Origin of the sequence: Shewanella sp. AS16, from assembly GCF_021412365.1 — a bacterium.
Taxonomy (GTDB): Bacteria; Pseudomonadota; Gammaproteobacteria; order Enterobacterales; family Shewanellaceae; genus Shewanella; species Shewanella salipaludis.
In genome coordinates this window covers 647,904-666,882 of record NZ_JAKCLK010000002.1, presented here as the reverse complement: position 1 = coordinate 666,882, position 18,979 = coordinate 647,904, and the positions used below count along the sequence as shown (strand labels likewise).

Annotated in this window: 14 protein-coding genes and 1 pseudogene; 5 read left to right on the top strand and 10 right to left on the bottom strand. The window is 59.1% G+C overall.

Features of this window, described 5'->3' with window-relative positions:
• Positions 1 to 2: 2 nt before the first annotated feature.
• The 6 genes and pseudogenes from LZP73_RS07695 to lexA form a co-directional block, all read right to left on the bottom strand.
• On the bottom strand, positions 3 to 878 hold the full coding sequence (locus LZP73_RS07695) for a cytochrome c oxidase subunit 3 (RefSeq protein WP_234233938.1): 876 nt from the start codon (positions 876 to 878) through the stop codon (positions 3 to 5).
• Entirely contained in the window at positions 875 to 1,441 is a 567-nt protein-coding gene (locus tag LZP73_RS07690) for a cytochrome c oxidase assembly protein (protein ID WP_234233936.1), read from the bottom strand. Before LZP73_RS07690 ends, LZP73_RS07695 begins: the two co-directional genes overlap by 4 nt.
• Positions 1,442 to 3,064, bottom strand: a complete 1,623-nt coding sequence (gene ctaD, locus LZP73_RS07685) for a cytochrome c oxidase subunit I (RefSeq protein ID WP_234233934.1) — start codon at positions 3,062 to 3,064, stop codon at positions 1,442 to 1,444.
• Between the two features lie 18 nt (positions 3,065 to 3,082).
• Positions 3,083 to 4,195, bottom strand: a pseudogene (gene coxB / locus LZP73_RS07680) (cytochrome c oxidase subunit II); the annotation flags it as partial.
• A 400-nt stretch (positions 4,196 to 4,595) separates the two neighbouring features.
• Positions 4,596 to 5,108 (bottom strand): cell division inhibitor SulA, encoded by a 513-nt coding sequence (locus LZP73_RS07675; RefSeq protein WP_234233933.1) that lies wholly within the window; start codon positions 5,106 to 5,108, stop codon positions 4,596 to 4,598.
• On the bottom strand, positions 5,105 to 5,722 hold the full coding sequence (gene lexA / locus LZP73_RS07670) for a transcriptional repressor LexA (RefSeq protein ID WP_234233930.1): 618 nt from the start codon (positions 5,720 to 5,722) through the stop codon (positions 5,105 to 5,107). Before lexA ends, LZP73_RS07675 begins: the two co-directional genes overlap by 4 nt.
• 162 nt (positions 5,723 to 5,884) lie before the next feature.
• Here lexA and plsB point away from each other — a divergent pair, with 162 nt between their 5' ends.
• The 3 genes from plsB to LZP73_RS07655 all read left to right on the top strand — a co-directional run bounded on the left by plsB (position 5,885) and on the right by LZP73_RS07655 (position 10,454).
• Positions 5,885 to 8,305, top strand: a complete 2,421-nt coding sequence (plsB, locus tag LZP73_RS07665; RefSeq protein ID WP_234233928.1) for a glycerol-3-phosphate 1-O-acyltransferase PlsB — start codon at positions 5,885 to 5,887, stop codon at positions 8,303 to 8,305.
• The gene (mtr, locus tag LZP73_RS07660; RefSeq protein ID WP_234233926.1) at positions 8,305 to 9,561 is read left to right on the top strand and encodes a tryptophan permease; all 1,257 of its coding nucleotides are present in this window, start codon (positions 8,305 to 8,307) and stop codon (positions 9,559 to 9,561) included. The genes plsB and mtr overlap by 1 nt, the downstream gene beginning before the upstream one ends.
• 119 nt (positions 9,562 to 9,680) lie before the next feature.
• Entirely contained in the window at positions 9,681 to 10,454 is a 774-nt protein-coding gene (locus LZP73_RS07655; RefSeq protein ID WP_234233925.1) for a VOC family protein, read from the top strand.
• Between the two features lie 62 nt (positions 10,455 to 10,516).
• On the opposite strand, the gene LZP73_RS07650 is transcribed toward LZP73_RS07655, so the two are convergent.
• The 4 genes from LZP73_RS07650 to rsmD form a co-directional block, all read right to left on the bottom strand.
• Positions 10,517 to 13,645, bottom strand: a complete 3,129-nt coding sequence (locus LZP73_RS07650) for an efflux RND transporter permease subunit (RefSeq protein WP_234233923.1) — start codon at positions 13,643 to 13,645, stop codon at positions 10,517 to 10,519.
• 9 nt (positions 13,646 to 13,654) lie between these two features.
• Positions 13,655 to 15,145 carry an efflux RND transporter periplasmic adaptor subunit gene (locus tag LZP73_RS07645; protein ID WP_234233921.1) on the bottom strand — a complete coding sequence of 497 codons (1,491 nt, stop codon included), beginning with the start codon at positions 15,143 to 15,145 and terminating at the stop codon, positions 13,655 to 13,657.
• Positions 15,146 to 15,253: 108 nt separating this feature from the next.
• Complete coding sequence (locus LZP73_RS07640) at positions 15,254 to 15,703, bottom strand: hypothetical protein (protein ID WP_234233919.1); 450 nt, start codon at positions 15,701 to 15,703, stop codon at positions 15,254 to 15,256.
• Positions 15,704 to 15,805: 102 nt separating this feature from the next.
• Entirely contained in the window at positions 15,806 to 16,384 is a 579-nt protein-coding gene (gene rsmD / locus LZP73_RS07635; protein ID WP_234233917.1) for a 16S rRNA (guanine(966)-N(2))-methyltransferase RsmD, read from the bottom strand.
• A gap of 211 nt (positions 16,385 to 16,595) precedes the next feature.
• Here rsmD and ftsY point away from each other — a divergent pair, with 211 nt between their 5' ends.
• On the top strand, positions 16,596 to 18,215 hold the full coding sequence (ftsY, locus tag LZP73_RS07630) for a signal recognition particle-docking protein FtsY (protein WP_234233914.1): 1,620 nt from the start codon (positions 16,596 to 16,598) through the stop codon (positions 18,213 to 18,215).
• Positions 18,216 to 18,281: 66 nt separating this feature from the next.
• Positions 18,282 to 18,977, top strand: a complete 696-nt coding sequence (gene ftsE / locus LZP73_RS07625; RefSeq protein WP_234233912.1) for a cell division ATP-binding protein FtsE — start codon at positions 18,282 to 18,284, stop codon at positions 18,975 to 18,977.
• Positions 18,978 to 18,979 lie beyond the last annotated feature (2 nt).

The following is an 18,979-nucleotide window of genomic DNA, read 5'->3' as shown; positions in this document are numbered from 1 at the left end:
GCCTAGAGCAGGTACACGAAAATAAACAGGCATAACCAGACCACGTCGACGAAATGCCAATACCAGCTGCCCGCCTGGAAGGCGAAGCTCTTCTCCGGGCTGAAATGCCCCTTGAGCACCCGGAAAAACAGCACTGTCAGGAAGACAGTGCCCAGGGTCACGTGCATGCCATGAAAGCCGGTCAGCAGGAAGAAGGTGTTGCCATAGACACCTGATGTCAGCGTCAGCCCCATCTCGTGATAGGCATGCAGATACTCTTTGGCCTGCAAGCTCAGGAAGCTGATGCCGAACACTATGGTTAACCCCAGCCAAAGGGTCAGCGCCGTGCGCTTATTCTTGTCCAGGCTGACATGGGCCAGGTGCAGGGTCACTGAGGAGGTCAGGAGTATGATGGTGTTGATCAGCGGCAAGCCTCCCCAGCCCATGGCCTGGGTCTGGGTGCCATCCGGGGTGGTCAGCAAGGGCCAGACGGCCTGGAAACCGGGCCAGAGCACTTCGTGGGTCATGGCGTTGTTGGAGGCTCCCCCGAGCCAGGGCACGGAGATCATGCGGGCGTAGAACAGGGCACCGAAGAAGGCGCCGAAGAACATGATTTCCGAGAAGATGAACCAACTCATGCCTTGCCGGAAGGATCTGTCCATCTGGCTCGAATAGAGTCCGGCCATGGATTCGGAAATCACTGTCCTGAACCAACCGCAGACCATGAAGATGATCACCGCGATCCCCGCCAAGAGGATATAACCGCCGCTGCTGGCTTCGGTACGCAGTTGCTGGACATAGTTCCCCGCGCCGAAGGCGATGAGGAATAAGCCCAGGGCACCTATGATGGGCCAGGCGCTTTGGTTGGGGACATAATAAGGTTCGTGCTTAGTCGTCATTTTGCTGCTCCTTGCTCCAGGGCGTCACTCGCTTGCTTGTCTGTGATGTCATAGAGGGTATAAGAGAGGGTCAATGTATGTATGGACTCGGGTAAGTCCGGGTCCACATAGAAAATCAGGGGTAACTCTGCGTCGGCTTTCGCCGCCAGCGGCTGTTGATTGAAACAGAAACATTCCGTCTTGTGGAAATAAGCGGCCCCTTGCCCAGGGGAGATCGAAGGCACTGCCTGGCCGACGATACGCCTGTCGGCGTGATTGCTGGCCAGGAATGCGGTGCGGGTGAGCTCCCCAGGATGCACCTTGAGGCGCTTGAGCCTGGGCGCGAACGCCCATGGCATGCCCGTCTGTACCTGGGCGATAAACTCCACTGTGACCGTCCTGTCTGCATCTATGGTCATGGCCTGATAGCTGCTGGCCGTGTTCTGCGTCTTGCCGTTGATCCCCAGCTTGTCGCATAACACGTTATAGAGGGGCACCAGGGCGAAGCCGAAGCCGAACATGCCGACACTGCCTATGACCAACAGGACTATGAGCTTGCGATGCGACTTGGCCTGGCTCACCATCTACTTGATCTCGGGCGGTGTGCTGAAGGAGTGATAGGGTGCCGGACTCGGCAGGGTCCACTCCAGTCCATCGGCACCTTCCCATGGCTTGGCCGGCGCCTTCTCTCCGCCGCGAATGCACTTGAGCACCACGGCCAGGAAGATCAGCTGGGATAGGCCGAAGGCGAAGCCACCTATGGAGACTATCTGGTTCACATCGGCAAACTGGATGGCGTAGTCGGGAATACGCCTCGGCATACCGGCCAAGCCCAGGAAATGCATGGGGAAGAAGAGCACGTTGACCGAAATCACCGAACACCAGAAATGTATCCTGCCCAGGCGCTCGTCGTACATGTGCCCCGTCCACTTGGGCAGCCAGTAGTAGGCCGCGGCCATGATGGAGAAGATGGCCCCGGTCACCAGCACATAATGGAAATGGGCCACCACGAAGTAGGTGTCGTGGTACTGGAAGTCAGCCGGTGTGATGGCCAGCATCAGCCCGGAGAAGCCGCCTATGGTGAAGAGTATGATGAAGGCCACGGCAAACAGCATGGGGGTCTCGAAGGAGATGGATCCCCGCCACATGGTGGTCACCCAGTTGAAGACCTTCACCCCGGTCGGCACGGCGATCAACATGGTGCAATACATGAAGAAGAGCTCGGCAAACACGGGCATGCCTGTGGTAAACATGTGATGGGCCCAGACCAGGAAGGAGAGGATCGCGATACTGGCGGTGGCGTATACCATGGAAGAGTAACCGAAGAGCTTCTTGCGGCTGAAGGTGGGCACTATCGCCGAGATGATGCCGAAGGAGGGCAAGATCATTATGTAGACTTCGGGGTGACCGAAGAACCAGAAGATATGCTGGAACATCACGGGATCGCCGCCGCCGGCCGCCTCGAAGAAGCTGGTACCGAAGAACTTATCCGTCAGCACCATGGTCACCGCCCCGGCGAGCACAGGCATCACGGCGATCAACAGGAAGGCGGTGATGAGCCAGGTCCAGACGAACAGCGGCAGCTTCATCCAGTTCATCCCTGGGGCGCGCAGGTTGACTATGGTGACTATCACGTTGATCGCCCCCATGATCGAACTTATGCCCATGATGTGGATGGAGAAGACGAACAGCGCCGTGCTGTCCGGGCTGAAGCTGGTCGACAGCGGGGCGTAGAAGGTCCAGCCGAAGTTGGGGCCACCGCCCTCCATGAACAGCGAGCTGAGCAAGATGGTGAAGGCGAACGGCAAGATCCAGAAGCTCCAGTTATTCATCCTGGGCAGGGCCATGTCGGGTGCGCCTATCATCATGGGGATCAGCCAGTTGGCCAGGCCGGTGAAGGCCGGCATCACTGCACCGAACACCATGACCAGGCCATGGACTGTGGTCATCTGATTGAAGAAATTGGGCTCGAGCAATTGCAATCCAGGCTGAAACAATTCGGCGCGGATCACCATGGCCATGGTGCCGCCGGTGAGGAACATGATGAAGCTGAACCACAGATAGAGGGTGCCTATGTCCTTGTGGTTGGTGGTCAACAACCAACGCCAGATGCCCTTGGGCGCCTGGTGGTGATGGTCTTCCTCATGCAACTGAGTCTGATCGACAGGCTCGGCGACAGAGTTGAGTTCTCGGGTCAAAGTATTCATGCCTTTCCCTTACTTTCCGTGGTTATCGACATCGGCCGCTTGCACCGTATCGCCGGTATTGTTATCCCAGGCATTACGCTCGAAGGTGACAACGGCGGCGAGTTCCTGGGCCGTCAATTGCTTGCCGAAGGCCTGCATGGCCGTGCCGGGCCTGCCATTGATGACAGTTTCCAGGTGGTTGGCTATGGGGCCTGTGGCAACGGCGCTGCCCTTGAGTGAGGGGAATATGCCCGGCAGTCCCATGCCATTGGGCTGGTGACAGGCGGCACAGTGGCTCATATAGACCTGTTCCCCCTGGGCCATGAGTTCGTCCAGACTCAGGTTTTGTGTCAATGCCGCCTCGGCTTCGGCCGCCGCCGCATCGGCCGCGGCCCGCTGTGAACTGACCCAGGTATCGAACTCGGCCGCCGACACGGCCTGGACCACTATCGGCATGAAGCCATGTCCCTTGCCGCATAGCTCGGCGCATTGGCCGCGGTAAATGCCTTCCTTGTCGATCCGCGCCCAGGTTTCGTTGATGAACCCTGGGTTGGCGTCCTTCTTGATGGCGAAGGCCGGCAGCCACCAGGAGTGGATCACATCGTCTGAGGTCATCAGGAAACGTATTTTCCTGTGGGTCGGCAGCACCAGGGGTTTATCCACTTCGAGCAGATAGTTTTCCCCTTTGGCCTCGTTGCCCTCTATCTGGGACATGGGGGTGGCCAGGTTGCTGTAGAAGTCTATGTCCTGATCGAAGTAGCTGTAATGCCACTTCCATTGGGAACCTGTGATCTTGACCGTGAGTTCGGCGTCATGGGTGTCTTCCATGGCGACCAGTGTCTTGGTCGCTGGGATGGCCATGAGAATTAAGATGATGAAAGGCAGTATGGTCCAGGCTATCTCGACCTTGGTGCTTTCGTGGAAGTTGGCGGCAACTGCGCCCTTGGATTTCCTGTGGTTTATCATGGCATAAATCATTACACCGAAGACGACCACGCCGATGGCACAGCAGATATACAGAATGGTCATGTGCAAGTCATACACCTTGCCACTGATTTCTGTCACCCCCTGAGTCATGTTCAGGGGCATTTCTGCCGCCGCTAGATGAGGTGCGAATACCAGCACCAAGGCACAATACAACCATTGCTTCACAAGACTTCTCCTCTGCCAATTGCGAAACGCAACTACAAAGAAGAGTCACACAGTAAGTCTCAGCTCTATGTAAACTCTTCGGTTCCCAAAAAAGCGTTGATGACTTCAAAGTGCGTTGGCGGTTTTTACTCTTGGTCTATGTATCGTTACTGCCGGTATTAACCACGCTTGCACCTACGACTGAATATATCCATCCCTTAGGCCATGACTCAATCGTCTGGCTATGCCTGGCATGGAGCCAGGTGATAACGCTTGAATGCACGTTACCTTGTCCTACATTACTTGCTGTTCAGTTATTGATCAAGCTCGCTCTGCTTTCTAATTGACTGAAAAAATTGCTGAAAAAAAAAGCCTCATGGCGTGCGATGAGGCTTTGGAGATAGGCTGGCCCAGGATGGGGTCAATGTATGGGGCCGAATAATTGGTGTTGCTGGAACGCTTCGTGATTGTCAAACAAGGCTTCTCCCTGTAAGTGAACATTTACCTCTTCGAGGACTATGCCCATGGCTCTGGCACTCTTGGCGACCAGTTGCAGGCGGCGAATATCTCTGGCGTCGAGGGACTGGGTCCAGGAGATCACTGCGCTGGAGGTGCCGCTGGTGAGGGCTCTTTCCATCGCCCACAGCACTTCCACTTCATCCTTGGCATGCACCAGCAATACCCTGTCCATGCGCACCCCGGCCTTGGCCAGCAATTGCTTGTAGCCTATGGCATTGGGTGGGCTGATCAGCACTATCCAGCGGCCCTGCTGGCTCAGTTGTGCCAGTTGGGCACTGAGCTGTTGCAGCTCGGTGCGCCCCTGGGTCCGGGTCGGCATGGTGGTGATGTCTCTATGTTGGCTGTCCTGCACATGGCTGTCGAGATCCAGCCAGAGTCCAGGGTGGCGCGGCGCATTGCCCAGCAAATGTTTCATAGCCAGTCTCCATTACGTATTACGCCGACGGCGAGACCTTCTATGGTCAGGCTCTGGCAACTGAGATCCACCTTGATGGGGGAGTAGTCATCGTTTTCCGCGTGTAAATAAACCAGATTGCCTTTCTTCTCGAAGCGTTTAACAGTCACATCGTCTTCGACCCTGGCGACTATCACCTGGCCGTTGCGGGCCTGCTGCATCTTATGCACAGCGAGCAGATCGCCCTCGAGTATGCCGATATTCTTCATGCTGTCACCCCGGACCCTGAGCAGAAAGTCGGCGGCGGGATGAAACATGGCGGGATCGACCTGGTAGTACTGTTCCACATGTTCCTGGGCCAGAATCGGCTCACCGGCGGCGACCTGGCCTATCAGCGGCAAGCCGGCTTCCTGGGCCTCTTCTTCGTGGGGCAGGCGGATACCGCGGGAAGTGCCCGGCATGATTTCGATACAGCCTTTCTTCGCCAGGGCCTTGAGATGTTCCTCGGCGGCATTGGCGCTCTTGAATCCCAGACGGGTGGCAATCTCGGCCCGGGTAGGCGGCATGCCTGTGTCGGCGATGTTGCGTTTGATCAGCTCTAGAATTTCGGCTTGGCGTGGCGTCAAGGGTCTCATGGTCATTCCTGTTTTTCTATACAGTTACTGTTAGTATATACAGTATTATTTGCAGTGCAAGTATTAACCATTTTTTATGGGCTTAGCCGACTATTAGTGAATACTGGCCAGAGTCTGGTATTCTATCTGTCCGTTTGACGTGACTCATATTGCAAAAGAAGAATGCCAAAACAAGACTCTCTGTGGTTTAAATCCTTGCGTTGGATCCAGAAACAGCTGGTGCACACTATCGTTGTGCCACAGGATCCCTTCGCCGATCTCAATCTGGACCCGGGCAGACCGCTCGTCTATGTGATGAAGACTGAATCCGTCAGCGACATAGCGGCCCTGAATGACGTCACCGCCAAGTTGGGACTGCCGAGCCCCTATGAAGAGCTGGTGCTCGCCGATGGCCGGGTTCCCAGGGTGGTATGCCTGCAGGGGGGCAAGCCCATGTTTGGCCAGCGCCGCAATCATGAGGGTTTTCTCGAGAGTTTCAGGCTCCTGTTGGCCGCCCATAAACAGGATGCGACGCTGGACATCCAGCTGGTGCCTGTGAGCCTCTACTGGGGCCGGACCCCGGGCAAGGAAGATGACAGCATGCGGGCGGCTGTGCTGGAGCGGGAAAACCCCACCTGGCTGCGCAAGTGCCTGATGATCCTCTTCCTCGGGCGCCATAACTTCGTGCAATTCTCCAGTGCCGTATCCCTGAGGTATATGACGGACGAACACGGCACTGACATGGGCATAGCCCATAAGCTGGCGCGGGTCGCCAGGGTGCACTTCAGCCGCCAGCGCAAGGTGATGACGGGGCCACAGCTGCCCAATCGCCAGGCCTTGTTTCACGCCTTGCTGAAATCCGAGTCGCTGAAGAAGGCGATTCAGGAAGAGGCGGCCAACAAGAAGATCTCCGAGACCAAGGCCCGTGAGACAGCGATAGCCTACCTGGACGAGATCGCCGCCAACTATTCGGATAGCCTGGTGCGTATCGCCGAGCGTTTCCTCACCTGGCTGTGGAATAAGCTGTACAGTGGCATCAATATCAAGGGCGCCGAGCAGGTACGCCAGCTGCACCACGACGGCCACGAGATAGTCTATGTGCCTTGCCACCGCAGCCACATGGATTACCTGTTGCTGTCCTATATCCTCTATTACCAGGGCATGGTGCCGCCGCACATAGCCGCTGGGATCAACCTCAATTTCTGGCCCGCAGGCCCCATGTTCCGCCGTGGCGGTGCCTTCTTCATCCGCCGCAGCTTCAACGGCAACAAGCTCTATACCGCAGTGTTCCGCGAATATCTGGATCAGCTGTTTGCCAAGGGCTATTCGGTGGAGTACTTCACCGAGGGGGGGCGCTCGCGTACCGGCCGCCTCTTGGCCCCCAAGACGGGCATGCTGGCGATGACGATGAACAGTGTGCTGCGCGGCATAGAGAGGCCTGTGACCCTGGTGCCTGTGTACCTGGGTTATGACCATGTGATGGAGGTCGCCACCTATCACAAGGAACTGAGCGGCAAGAAGAAGCAGAAAGAATCTGTCTGGCAGGTGTTCGGTGCCATACGCAAGCTGGGCAACTTCGGCCAGGGTTATGTCAACTTCGGCGCCCCCATCACCCTCCAGTCCTTCCTCAACGAGATGGCGCCGGATTGGCGCAGCGAGTTGGCAGAAGATCCCGAGCAGAAGCCCAGCTGGCTGACGCCGGCGGTCAATACCCTGGCCAACAGGGTGATGACCCATATCAATGGCGCGGCGGCGGCCAGTTCGGTGACCCTGACCAGCCTGGTGCTGTTGGCGTCCGAACAGAATGCCCTGGAGCGCACCCAGCTGGAACGTCAGCTGGATCTCTATCTGAACCTGTTGAAACAGGTGCCATACACCAGCTATACCTCGGTGGCCGAAGGCGATGGCAAGTCCCTGGTGCAACAGGGGCTGGAGCTGAATAAATTTACCCTGGAGACAGACTCGCTCGGTGACATCATTTCCATCGCCGAGGCCGATGCCGTCTCCATGACCTATTACCGCAACAATGTGATCCATCTGCTGATCCTGCCGTCGTTGATCGCCAGCTGCATGCTGCATTACGAGACCTGCAGCCGTCGGCAGATCCACGCCATAGTGGCGGATTTCTATCCGCTGATGAAGGCCGAGCTGTTCATGGGCATAGAAGATATCGACGCCTATGTGGAGCGGGTGCTGGATCTGTTTGTCGCCGAACAGTTGGTGACGGAAGAGGCGCATTTCAGCGTCAACGAGCCACACGCAGGTAAACTTGAACTGCTGGCCGGCACCGTCAGTGAGACATTGCAACGCTATGCCATCATCTTCAATTTCCTGGCGGCCAAACCCGATATGGAACGCTCGGAGCTCGAATCCGGGAGTCACCTGCTGGCGCAGCGCCTGGGTGCCTTGCATGGCATCACGGCCCCTGAGTTTTACGACAGGAAGCTCTATGGCACCCTGAGTGTCAAGCTCAAGGATCTGGGCTACCTCGCCGACAAGGGCAACAGGGCAGATATAGAACGTATCAGAGATCACGCCAACAGCCTGTTGCGTGCCTCGGTCAGGCAGACCATAGTCGACAGCGTCATGGCGGAACATAACTGATGGCAAATTTCATGGATGTCGCCAGGCATAAGCCCCATGGCAAGTCGCTGCTCGGCGGCGCCATGATCATCGCCGGCACCACGGTCGGCGCCGGCATGTTCTCTCTGCCCGTGGTGGGCGCCGGTATGTGGTTCGGTTACTCGATACTCATGCTGCTGGGTGTCTGGTTCTGCATGCTGATGTCGGGTCTCCTGTTGCTCGAAACCAACCTGCACTTCGAGCCGGGTGCCAGCTTCGATACCCTGACCAGGGTCACCCTGGGCCAGTTCTGGCGCATAGTGAATGGGGTGTCGATCGCCTTCGTGCTCTACATACTCACCTATGCCTATATCAGCGGTGGCAGCTCGATAGTGAACCATAGCCTGCAGGGGATAGGCATCAGCCTGCCCCAGAGCGTCGCCGGCTTGATTTTTGCGCTGCTGCTGGCATCCGTGGTGCTGATCAGCACCAGGGCGGTCGACAGGATCACCACTGTCATGCTGGGGGGGATGATCATCACCTTCTTCCTGGCGATCGGCAATCTGCTGCTCGAGATAGACACGAGCAAGTTGTTTATTCCCGACGGCCAGGCCAGTTATGCGCCCTACCTGTGGGCGGCGCTGCCCTTCGGTCTGGCGAGCTTCGGCTATCATGGCAATGTGCCCAGCCTGGTGAAGTATTATGGCAAGGAGCCGGCGACCATCATCAAGGCGCTGTGCATAGGCACCTTCATCGCCCTGATCATCTACCTCTGCTGGCTGGTGGCGACCATGGGCAATATCAGCCGGGTCCAGTTCGGCGACGTCATAGCCCAGGGCGGCAACATGGGGGTGCTGGTCGCCGCCCTGTCGGAGGTGATCAGCAGCCATTGGCTCAACAATATGCTGACCCTGTTCGCCAATCTGGCGGTCGCCTCGTCTTTCCTCGGGGTCACCCTGGGGCTGTTCGATTATCTGGCGGATCTGTTCGGTTTCGATGACTCGAGCCAGGGCCGGCTCAAGACCGCGGCCGTGACCTTCCTGCCCCCGACCGTGCTGGGCCTGCTATTTCCCGACGGCTTCCTGGTAGCCATAGGCTTCGCGGCACTGGCGGCGACCATCTGGGCCGTGATAGTGCCGGCGTTGATGGCCTATAAGGCGCGGCGACTCTTCCCCGAGAGCGGCGGCTTCAGGGTGGCGGGCGGCACGCCGCTGATTTTGCTGGTGATGCTCTTCGGTCTGGTGACGGCCGCCTGTCATCTGCTGGCCATGGCAGACATCTTGCCCGTCTTCGGCTAAGCGCCGGCGTCACAGTTTAAACCGCCCCCTGGGGCGGTTTTTTGTTTATGTACATGGACATAAAGCATTATCGGGACTTTACTGAATGATTGTTGTGTCATGTGTAAAGGATAAAGCAGATGAAAATCACTCATTATCTCCAGGGTCAGCCCTGCTGGGCAGAACTCGCCTGCCACGATTTGGCCGCGGCGAAAGACTTCTATTGCCGCTTATTCGGTTGGGAAACGGCGGACATGCCGTCAACCATGGGGGACTTCTGTCTCTTCAACCTGGAGGGCGACGATCTGGGCGCCATGTATCAGTTGCCGGAAGCCATGGCGGCCTTGCCCACCCACTGGAACCTGTATTTCGCCGTCGATGATCTGGATGCCTGTATCGCCAGGGTCAGCGCCGCCGGCGGCAGCTTGAAAATGGGGCCCCATACCGTGGCCGAAGCCGGCACCATGGCGCAGTTCAGCGATCCCGAAGGGGCCGTCTTTGCCGTGTGGCAGGCACACCACCACATAGGAGCCAAGCGCATGGGCGAGCATGGCACCCTCTGCTGGGTGGAGCTGGCCAGCCGTGATCCCGCCGGGGCCAAGGACTTCTATGCTCGGGTGTTCGGCTGGCATAGCAGGGTATCTGCCATGGCCGACTTCGATTATACCGAGTGGCTGGTGGGCGAGCAGGCTGTCGGCGGCATGATGGAGATGACGGAGCGCTGGGGCCAGGTGCCCCCCCATTGGATGCTGTATTTCACAGTGAACGACTGTGATGCCATGCTGGCCAAGATCACTGAGTTGGGCGGCAGTGTCTGTGTGCCGGCGACAGATATCCCCGAGGTAGGGCGATTCGCCGTGGTGAGCGATCCCCAGGGAGGCATGTTTTCCATCATAGCCTTGTTGGCGGCCTGAGGCCTGCGGCAAAAAAAAAAAGCCCTGCGACCGAGTCGCAGGGCTTTTTGGTTTTGGCCTGTTTACGCCAGTCTTCTCTTATAGATCAACAGATAAATGGCGGGCAACACGAACAGCGAGAGAATCGGCGCCGTCACCATGCCGCCGACCATGGGGGCGGCTATCTTCTGCATCACATCGTTGCCGGCACCGCTGCCCCACATGATGGGCAGCAGGCCGAAGAAGATGGTGGCCACTGTCATGGCCTTGGGACGGATCCGCATCACGGCGCCTTCCATCAGGGCCGCCTTGAGATCGTCGACATTCTGGTATTGTCCCTGGGCCTGCCTATGTTTGATGGCGTTATCCAGATACACCAGCATCACTACCCCAAACTCGGCCGCGACCCCGGCCAGGGCTATCATGCCCACGGCAACCGCCACCGACAGGTTGAAGTCCAGCAGGTACAGCAGCCAAGTGCTGCCGACCAGGGCGAAGGGCAGGCTCAGCATGATGATGCTGGCCTGCAGGCCAGAGCCGAATGTCAGCATCAAGAGGATGAAGATCACCCCAAGCGCCATGGGGATGACCCGCTTGAGCTTGGCGTCGACCCTCTGCATGTATTCGTACTGGCCGGCGAAGCTGTAACTGTAGCGCGGCGGCACTTTGAGCTCGGCGCTCAAGGCCTGTTTGGCCCCGTCTATATACTCGCCTATGGAGGTGCCCTGGATATCCACGAATACCCAGGAGATCAGCCGGCCATTCTCACTCTTGAGCATGGGGGCTCCGTCGCTGATCTCTATCTCGGCCAAGTTGCCCAGGGGCAGGTAGTGGCCCGTCTTGGTGATCACCGGCAGGTCGCGCAGCTTCTCTATGTTGTCCCTCAGCTCCCTGGGATAGCGCAGGTTGATGGGGTAACGCTCGGCTCCCTGCACAGATTCGCCTATCTCCATGCCGCCTATGGCATAGCGGACTATGTCCTGGATATCCGTCAGCGTCATGCCATAGCGGGCGGCCACATCCAGCTTGGGGCTGATGTCCAGATAGCGGCCACCGCCGACCCGTTCGGCATAGGCCGACTTGGTGTTGGGCAGGCGGCTGAGGATGGCCTCTATCTGGGTGCCTATGGCCTGCAACTCCTGGATATCGGCCCCGGTGATCTTGACGCCGACCGGTGTCTTGATCCCGGTCGAGAGCATGTCGATGCGGGTCTTAATGGGTTGTACCCAGGCGTTGGTCAGGCCGGGCACTTTGACCGTCTGTTGCAGCTCGGCGATGATGCCTTCCAGCGTCATGCCCGCCCGCCACTCGGCATGGGGCTTGAGCATTATGGTGGTTTCCAGCATGGTCAGGGGCGCGGGATCCGTGGCCGTCTCGGCGCGTCCCACCTTGCCGAACACCCGCGCGACCTCGGGCACAGTTTTGATTAGCCTGTCCGTCTGTTGCAGCACTTCGGCGGCCTTGCTGGCGCTGATCCCAGGCAGGGCCGTGGGCATGTAGAGCAGGTCACCCTCCTCCAGCGCCGGCATGAACTCGCTGCCCACCTTGCCGATCGGATAGGCGGCGCTGGCGAGTGCCAACAGCGCCAGCACCAGGGTCAGCTTGGGAAAGCTCAACACCCAAGCCAGCAGTGGCCGATAGAGGCCGATCAGCACCCGGCTGATGGGGTTGCTGCGCTCGGAGGGGATCTTGCCGCGGATGAAGTAGCCCATGAGGATGGGCACCAGGGTGATGGAGAGCAGTGCCGCCGCCGCCATGGTGAAGGTCTTGGTATAGGCCAATGGGCTGAATAGGCGGCCTTCCTGGGCCTCGAGGCTGAACACGGGCATGAAGCTTAAGGTGATGATCAGCAGGGAGAAAAACAACGCCGGCCCCACCTCGATCGATGCCTTGGTGACCAGATGCCAATGCTCGGCCGTCGTAGGTTGGCGCCCCTGGCTGGTGTTGAAGTGTTCCAGGTGCTTATGCAGGTTTTCGACCATGACTATGGCGCCGTCGACCACGGCCCCTATGGCGATGGCGATACCGCCCAGGCTCATGATGTTGGCGTTGACCCCCAGCCGGTTCATCACTATGAAGGCGATCAGTATCGACAGCGGCAGGGTGATCACAGCCACCAGGGTAGAGCGGGCGTGCAACAGGAATAACAGGCATACCAGGCCGACGACCAGCATCTCCTCTATGACCTTGTGGACCAGGTTATCGACGGACTCGAGGATCAGCCGGGATCTGTCGTAGGTGGGGATGATCTCGACCCCCTGGGGCAGGCCGGCCTTGAGTTCCTCCAGCTTGGCCTTGACCGCATCTATGGTGGCCAGGGCGTTTTCACCGTAGCGCATCACTATGATGCCGCCGACCACTTCGCCTTCACCGTCGAGTTCGGCTATACCGCGGCGCGAGGCCGGGCCCTTGCGCACCGTGGCGACATCTTTGAGCAGCAGGGGCGTGCCCGAAGGGCTGGTGACACCCAGGGGGATCTCGCGAAAGTCCGCCAGGGTTTGGCGATAGCCCTTGGCCCGCACCATGTATTCGGCTTCGGCCATCTCCACCACAGAGCCGCCGGCCTCGGCGTTGGCTTTGGTGATGGCCTGCTTGATGCCGGCTATGTCCAGCTTATAGATGGCCATCTTGTCCGGCTCTATGACTATCTGGTAGGTCTGTTCCATGCCGCCGACTGTGGCGACTTCCGAGACCCCGGCAACGCTCTGCAGTTCCAGCTTCAGATACCAGTCCTGCAGGCTCTTGAGCTGGGAGAGGTCCAGGTTGCCGGAGCGATCCACCAAGGCATATTCGAACACCCAACCTACCCCCGAGGCATCCGGCCCGAGTGAGGGTTGTACCTCGGGCGGCAGGCGGCCGCCGACCTGGTTCAGGTATTCGAGCACCCGTGAGCGTGCCCAGTAGATGTCTGTACCATCCTCGAAAATCACATAGACATAGGAGTCGCCGAAGAAGGAGTAACCCCGCACCGTCTTGGCGCCTGGTACCGCCAACATGGCGGTCGACAGTGGATAGGTGACCTGTTCCTCGACCAGTTTGGGGGCCTGGCCCGGGTACTGGGTCTTGATGATGACCTGCACGTCCGACAGATCCGGCAAGGCATCCAGAGGGGTCCGGCGCAGCTCGCCTATGCCCCACAGGCTGAGCATCACCGCGACTATCAGCAGCATCAGCCGCTGTTTGATGGAGGCTTCGATAATATGTTTCAACATGCCCTGCTCCTAGTGCTGGTGGCCGCTGCTCAAGCGCATCAGACTGCCCTTGAGACTGGCCTCAGAGTCCAGCAGGAACTGGCCGGAGATCACCACCCGCTCCCCCGCCGCCAGCCCCGAGACGATTTCCGCCTTTCCCTGGCTCAGCATGCCGACTGTGACGCTTCTGGCGACGAAACTTGTGTCATCCTGTTTGACTATCACCCGGTTTTCCTTGCCTGTCTGGATCAGGGCTTCCTGGGGGATCACCAGCACATCCTGGCTGGCGCCGCCGAAGAGGGACACCTTGGCCAGGGTCTTGGGCCTGAGTGCCGTGTTGCCATTATCCAGTATCACCCTGACCCTCAGGCTGCGGGTGACGGGATCCAATTCCGGGTAGATGTAATCTATCTTGCCGCGGATCCCCTTGATGTCCATGGCGGGCACTGAGACCAGCGCATCCTGGCCTATCTTCAGCCAGCTCTGCTCATTCTCAAACACGTCGGCAATCACCCATACCTTGGACAAGTCCACCACGGACATGACCTCAGTCTGGGGCTGTATGTACATGCCGTCGCGGATGTTGAGCGCCTTGACCACACCATCCTGCTTGGCATAGAAGGGCACCCTGAACTGGGCCTTGCCCGAGCGCGCCAGCGCCACTATCTGGGCTTCATTCATGCCCAGCAGTTCCAGCCTCAGGCTGGCCTTGCGCACCAGGTCCCAGTAGCGGTCACCGCTGCCCGAGGTATTCATGGTATCCAGCGCCAGCAGGTAGTCGTCCTGGGCATTGATCAGATCCGGCGAGTAGATCTCGTACAACAACTGGCCCTTGCTTATGTGATCCCCGACCGAGGTGATCGCCAGCTTCTCTATCCAGCCTGTGACCCTGGCATGCAGGTGATTGATCTGGCTCTCGTCATAGTCTATCTGGCCAACGGTTTGCACGAATTTCGACAGGGTATCTGTCGCGACTGCTGCGACCTTGAGTGCCAATGCCTGCTGCATGTCGCCGGATACCTGGATGTTGATCTCCTGGCCCTTGTCGCCGGTTTCCACCTTTTCCAGCGTCATGCCACAGATGGGGCAGGTGCCAGGGGTGTCGCTGATGATATGGGCGTGCATGGGACAGACGTACTTGATGCCTGTTTCCTGCACCAGGGAAGCGGGTTTGGCGCTGCCGAACATCTGCGCCGCCGTGGTTATCGTCGCCTGTCCCCGGTCATGCCCCGTCATGGCCGCCGGGGCAGTTTCGCTCAGGACTTCCTCTTCCTCTTCTTCCTCGGCTTCTTCCCCGGGGGCCGGGCCGACGGCGACCAGGGACATGTTGCAGATGGGACAATTGCCCGGGCTGTCGCTGGTCTGCTGCGGGTGCATGGGGCAGGCATAGACCTGCCCAGGGTGGGCATGTCCCACCTCCTGTGCCTGGTGTGCGTCATGCTGCTGGGCAGAGGCCGCCGCGGTCAGCGGAGCCAGTGACAGGAATCCCAGGGTGAGACCCAGGTTCAATAAGTTGTTCATAAATACACTTCCGTTGTTGACCCGAATTTGAGTCATGAAACATGAGCCCGGCGGCATGCAAGTGCTTGCCTGGATAGGTGCCGGCTCGTGAGAAATTCTGGGACAGTGTTAGGCTATGGGCGGCTTGAAGGCTTGGGTCTGGGGGATGGAGTGAAAGTGCGCCAAAGGTGTGGGGATGGCGGGTGCCGAGGTGGCGCAGCTATGCCAGTATTGGCCGGGCAACAGGCTGGCAGTGACGGTGAAACTGAGGCAATGACTGCAGTCATGCTGGCAGGCGCTGTCGCAGGTATCCTGGTTGCCGCAGCTCGTTTGCGCCTGCAGCGCCTCATCTCGGCAGCAATCCGCGGCGACTCGGCTGTCGGGATCGCAGTCCATGACCTGGGCCTGACTCATGGCCGCCATTGCCGGCATGCTCATGGCAGCAGGGGCCATGTTCATCCTGTGGGGCGTCAGCGCATAGGCAGACGTCATCAAGCCCTGCCCGAGCATGGCGAGCAGAGTGATTAAGATGAAGATACTGCGGGTGGGCCCCGAGTTACGGCCGAATAAGCGCGTCATGATGATCCTAAATGCGAGACCCGCTAAGTCTAGCACGAGAAAAATGCATTGACGACACCCTGTTAGCCCAAGGCCCGTGACATAGAGCACAGGCACGGCTTGTTAAGCGCCGTGATATTGATAGAGGCGATAGCTGACCTGGCCGGCCTGCTTATCCTTGATGAGTTGCCAGTCACCGCTCAGGGCCAGCTGGCCCAGCTCAGACTCAGTTTCCACATAGACCAGGGCCCCCTCATTGAGCCAGCCATGCTCGCTCAACAGCGCCATGCAGTCCGGCGCCAGGCCCTTGCGAAACGGCGGGTCTATGAAGACGATATCGAAGCCTGCGGCCGTGCCCTGGCGCAGCAGTGTCAGGGTATCGCCATGGACTACCTCGGCGGTGTCGCACTTGAGGGTGACCAGATTGGCCTTCAGTTGCATGGCGGCGCCGCGTTGCAGCTCGAAGACCTTGGCATAGGCGGCATAACGCGACAAGGCTTCGAAACAGAGGGCACCGCTGCCACCGAAGCAGTCCAGCACTCTGGCACCGGGCAATTCTGCGGCCAGCCAGTTGAACAGTGTCTCCCTGACCCTGTCCGTGGTTGGCCGCAAACCTTCGAGATCTTGGATGGGTAAACGCCGTGAGCGCCATTGCCCGCCTATGATCCTGACCTGACCGCCAGCGGGTCTATTCTTGGTCATCTTGCCCCCGTGATTTTGCCTGAAGAAAGAAAGTGGTAGACTATGCCACCTTAATGAAGGTCGCTATTTTAACTCAAACTGCCGCCAAAGGGTGAGGACATAAGTTCTCTGCCTCAATTGTCCCTGGCGAGCGTAATTCTGCCGGCAATCTGGTATAAGAAGTGCGGCCCTATATAAATTCGATTCAGTAAGTTGAGCATTGGTATCCCACATGGCAAAGAAAGGTTTTTTTTCCTGGTTCCGCAAAGACAAGTCCCCTGAGAAGACTCAGGCGGAAACAGAGGTGCTGATCCAGGAGCAGGATGGGCCCGCACCGGCGGCGCCGGCCCAAGAGCAGCACAGCGCCGAGCCGGCCGTGACAGATACTCAGGCGCAAGCGCAAGCCGCAGCCATGCAGGCAGAGCAAGCACAAGCGGCGGCCGAGGCAGAACTGCAGGCCAGACTGCTCGCCGAACGGCAGGCGGCAGAGGCTGCAGCTGCGGCTCAGCTCGAAGCCGAGAATCAGGCCAGGTTGGTCATAGAAGCCGAGAAACAGGCGGAAGCAGAACAGCTGGCGCGCCTCGCGGCGCAGCAGGAGGCCCAGGCCGCAGCAGAAGCAGAAGCCGAACAGCAAGCAGCCGAGGCCGCAGAAGAAGCAGAACAACAGGCCAGGTTGGCCGCACAGGCCGCAGAACAAGAGGCGGCCCGGGCGGAAGCCGAGCTGCAGGCGCGTCTCGCGGCGCAGCAAGCAGCCGAGGCCGCAGCCGAAGCAGAACAACGGGCCAGCTTGGCCGCACAGGCCGCGGAACAGGAGGCGGCCCGGGCGGAAGCCGAGCTGCAGGCGCGCCTCGCGGCACAACAAGCGGCCGAGACAGAGACCCAGGAAGCGCTGCAACCCGAGCCCCAGGCGAAACCCGCCAGGGAAGGTTTGTTTGCCCGTCTGCGCCGCGGCCTCCGCCGCACCAGCGAAAATATCGGCAGCGGCTTCATGGGGCTGTTTCGCGGCAAGAAGATAGACGATGAGCTGTTCGAAGAGCTGGAAGAGCAGCTGCTGATCGCCGATGTCGGGGTCGAAACCACCACCCGGCTGATTAACAGCCTGACGGAGCAGGCCTCACGCAAGCAGTTGCAGGACGCCGAGGCCCTGTATGAGCTGCTGCGCGATGAGATGCAGAAGACCCTGGAGCCGGTGGCGATTCCGCTGGTACCGGACAATGCCGATGGCCCCTTCGTAATCCTCATGGTGGGGGTCAATGGCGTGGGCAAGACCACCACCATAGGCAAGCTGGCGAAACAGTATCAGAGCCAGGGCAAGTCTGTGCTGCTGGCCGCCGGGGATACCTTCCGTGCCGCCGCCGTCGAGCAGCTGCAGGTCTGGGGACAGCGCAACGATATCCCTGTCATAGCCCAACACACGGGCGCCGACAGTGCCTCAGTGCTGTTCGATGCCCTGCAGGCCGCCAAGGCCCGCAAGATAGACGTGTTGATCGCCGACACCGCAGGCCGCTTGCAGAATAAGAGCCACCTGATGGAAGAACTCAAGAAGGTGGTGCGGGTGATGAAGAAGCTGGACCCGAATACGCCACACGAAGTCATGCTGACCCTGGACGCCAGCACGGGCCAGAATGCCATCAGCCAGGCGCAACTCTTCCAGGAAGCCGTGGGGGTGACGGGCATCACGGTCAGCAAGCTCGACGGCACCGCCAAGGGCGGGGTGATCTTCGCCATCGCCGATAAATTTGGCATCCCCATTCGCTACATAGGTGTGGGGGAGCAGATAGACGATCTGCGCAGCTTCGACGCCGGCGATTTTATCGAGGCCCTGTTCAGTCAGGAGAAGAGCGACAGCTAGCCAAGGGGCCCAGGCTTATAATGGGCGACTGCTTTGGACTCAGGTTAACAAAACGGATACCCAGCTATGATCCAGTTTGAACAGGTCAGCAAGATCTACCCGGGCGGGCAAAAGGCCCTGACCGAGGTGAACTTCCATCTGAAACAGGGGGAGATGGCCTTCCTCACAGGTCATTCGGGGGCGGGCAAGAGTACCCTGCTCAAGTTGATCACAGTCATAGAGCGCGCCAGTGCCGGTCGGGTGGTGATCAACGGCCATGATATCGCCAAGATCAAGAATGCCCATGTGCCTTATCTGAGGCGCAACATAGGAATGATCTTCCAGAATCATCACCTGCTGATGGACAAGAGCGTATTCGACAACGTGGCTCTGCCACTGGTCATAGAAGGTTTTTCCCACGGCGAGATCCGCAAGCGGGTCGCGGGGGCGCTGGACATGGTGGGCCTCTATGGCAAGGAGCGCCACAGCCCCGTGATGTTGTCCGGCGGCGAGCAGCAGAGGGTGGGCATCGCCAGGGCGATAGTGAACAAGCCGCCGCTGTTGCTCGCCGACGAACCCACGGGCAACCTGGATCCCAAGCTGTCCATGGATATTCTGCGGCTATTCGAGACCTTCAACGATGCCGGTACTAGCGTGCTGATCGCCACCCATGATCTCGGACTTATCGCCAGGATGAAGTACCGCACCCTGACCCTGAAACAGGGGCGTATGTTGGGGGCCCAGGAACTCGACTCGGTCCATGCCGCTTCGGGCGGGGAATAGCC

What these genes read in the sequence shown, in the direction of transcription:
- LZP73_RS07695 (WP_234233938.1), bottom strand. Translation starts at nt 878, where the DNA reads ATGACGACTAAGCACGAACCTTATTATGTCCCCAACCAAAGCGCCTGG.
- LZP73_RS07690 (WP_234233936.1), bottom strand. Translation starts at nt 1,441, where the DNA reads ATGGTGAGCCAGGCCAAGTCGCATCGCAAGCTCATAGTCCTGTTGGTC.
- ctaD (WP_234233934.1), bottom strand. Translation starts at nt 3,064, where the DNA reads ATGAATACTTTGACCCGAGAACTCAACTCTGTCGCCGAGCCTGTCGAT.
- LZP73_RS07675 (WP_234233933.1), bottom strand. Translation starts at nt 5,108, where the DNA reads ATGAAACATTTGCTGGGCAATGCGCCGCGCCACCCTGGACTCTGGCTG.
- lexA (WP_234233930.1), bottom strand. Translation starts at nt 5,722, where the DNA reads ATGAGACCCTTGACGCCACGCCAAGCCGAAATTCTAGAGCTGATCAAA.
- plsB (WP_234233928.1), top strand. Translation starts at nt 5,885, where the DNA reads ATGCCAAAACAAGACTCTCTGTGGTTTAAATCCTTGCGTTGGATCCAG.
- mtr (WP_234233926.1), top strand. Translation starts at nt 8,305, where the DNA reads ATGGCAAATTTCATGGATGTCGCCAGGCATAAGCCCCATGGCAAGTCG.
- LZP73_RS07655 (WP_234233925.1), top strand. Translation starts at nt 9,681, where the DNA reads ATGAAAATCACTCATTATCTCCAGGGTCAGCCCTGCTGGGCAGAACTC.
- LZP73_RS07650 (WP_234233923.1), bottom strand. Translation starts at nt 13,645, where the DNA reads ATGTTGAAACATATTATCGAAGCCTCCATCAAACAGCGGCTGATGCTG.
- LZP73_RS07645 (WP_234233921.1), bottom strand. Translation starts at nt 15,145, where the DNA reads ATGAACAACTTATTGAACCTGGGTCTCACCCTGGGATTCCTGTCACTG.
- LZP73_RS07640 (WP_234233919.1), bottom strand. Translation starts at nt 15,703, where the DNA reads ATGACGCGCTTATTCGGCCGTAACTCGGGGCCCACCCGCAGTATCTTC.
- rsmD (WP_234233917.1), bottom strand. Translation starts at nt 16,384, where the DNA reads ATGACCAAGAATAGACCCGCTGGCGGTCAGGTCAGGATCATAGGCGGG.
- ftsY (WP_234233914.1), top strand. Translation starts at nt 16,596, where the DNA reads ATGGCAAAGAAAGGTTTTTTTTCCTGGTTCCGCAAAGACAAGTCCCCT.
- ftsE (WP_234233912.1), top strand. Translation starts at nt 18,282, where the DNA reads ATGATCCAGTTTGAACAGGTCAGCAAGATCTACCCGGGCGGGCAAAAG.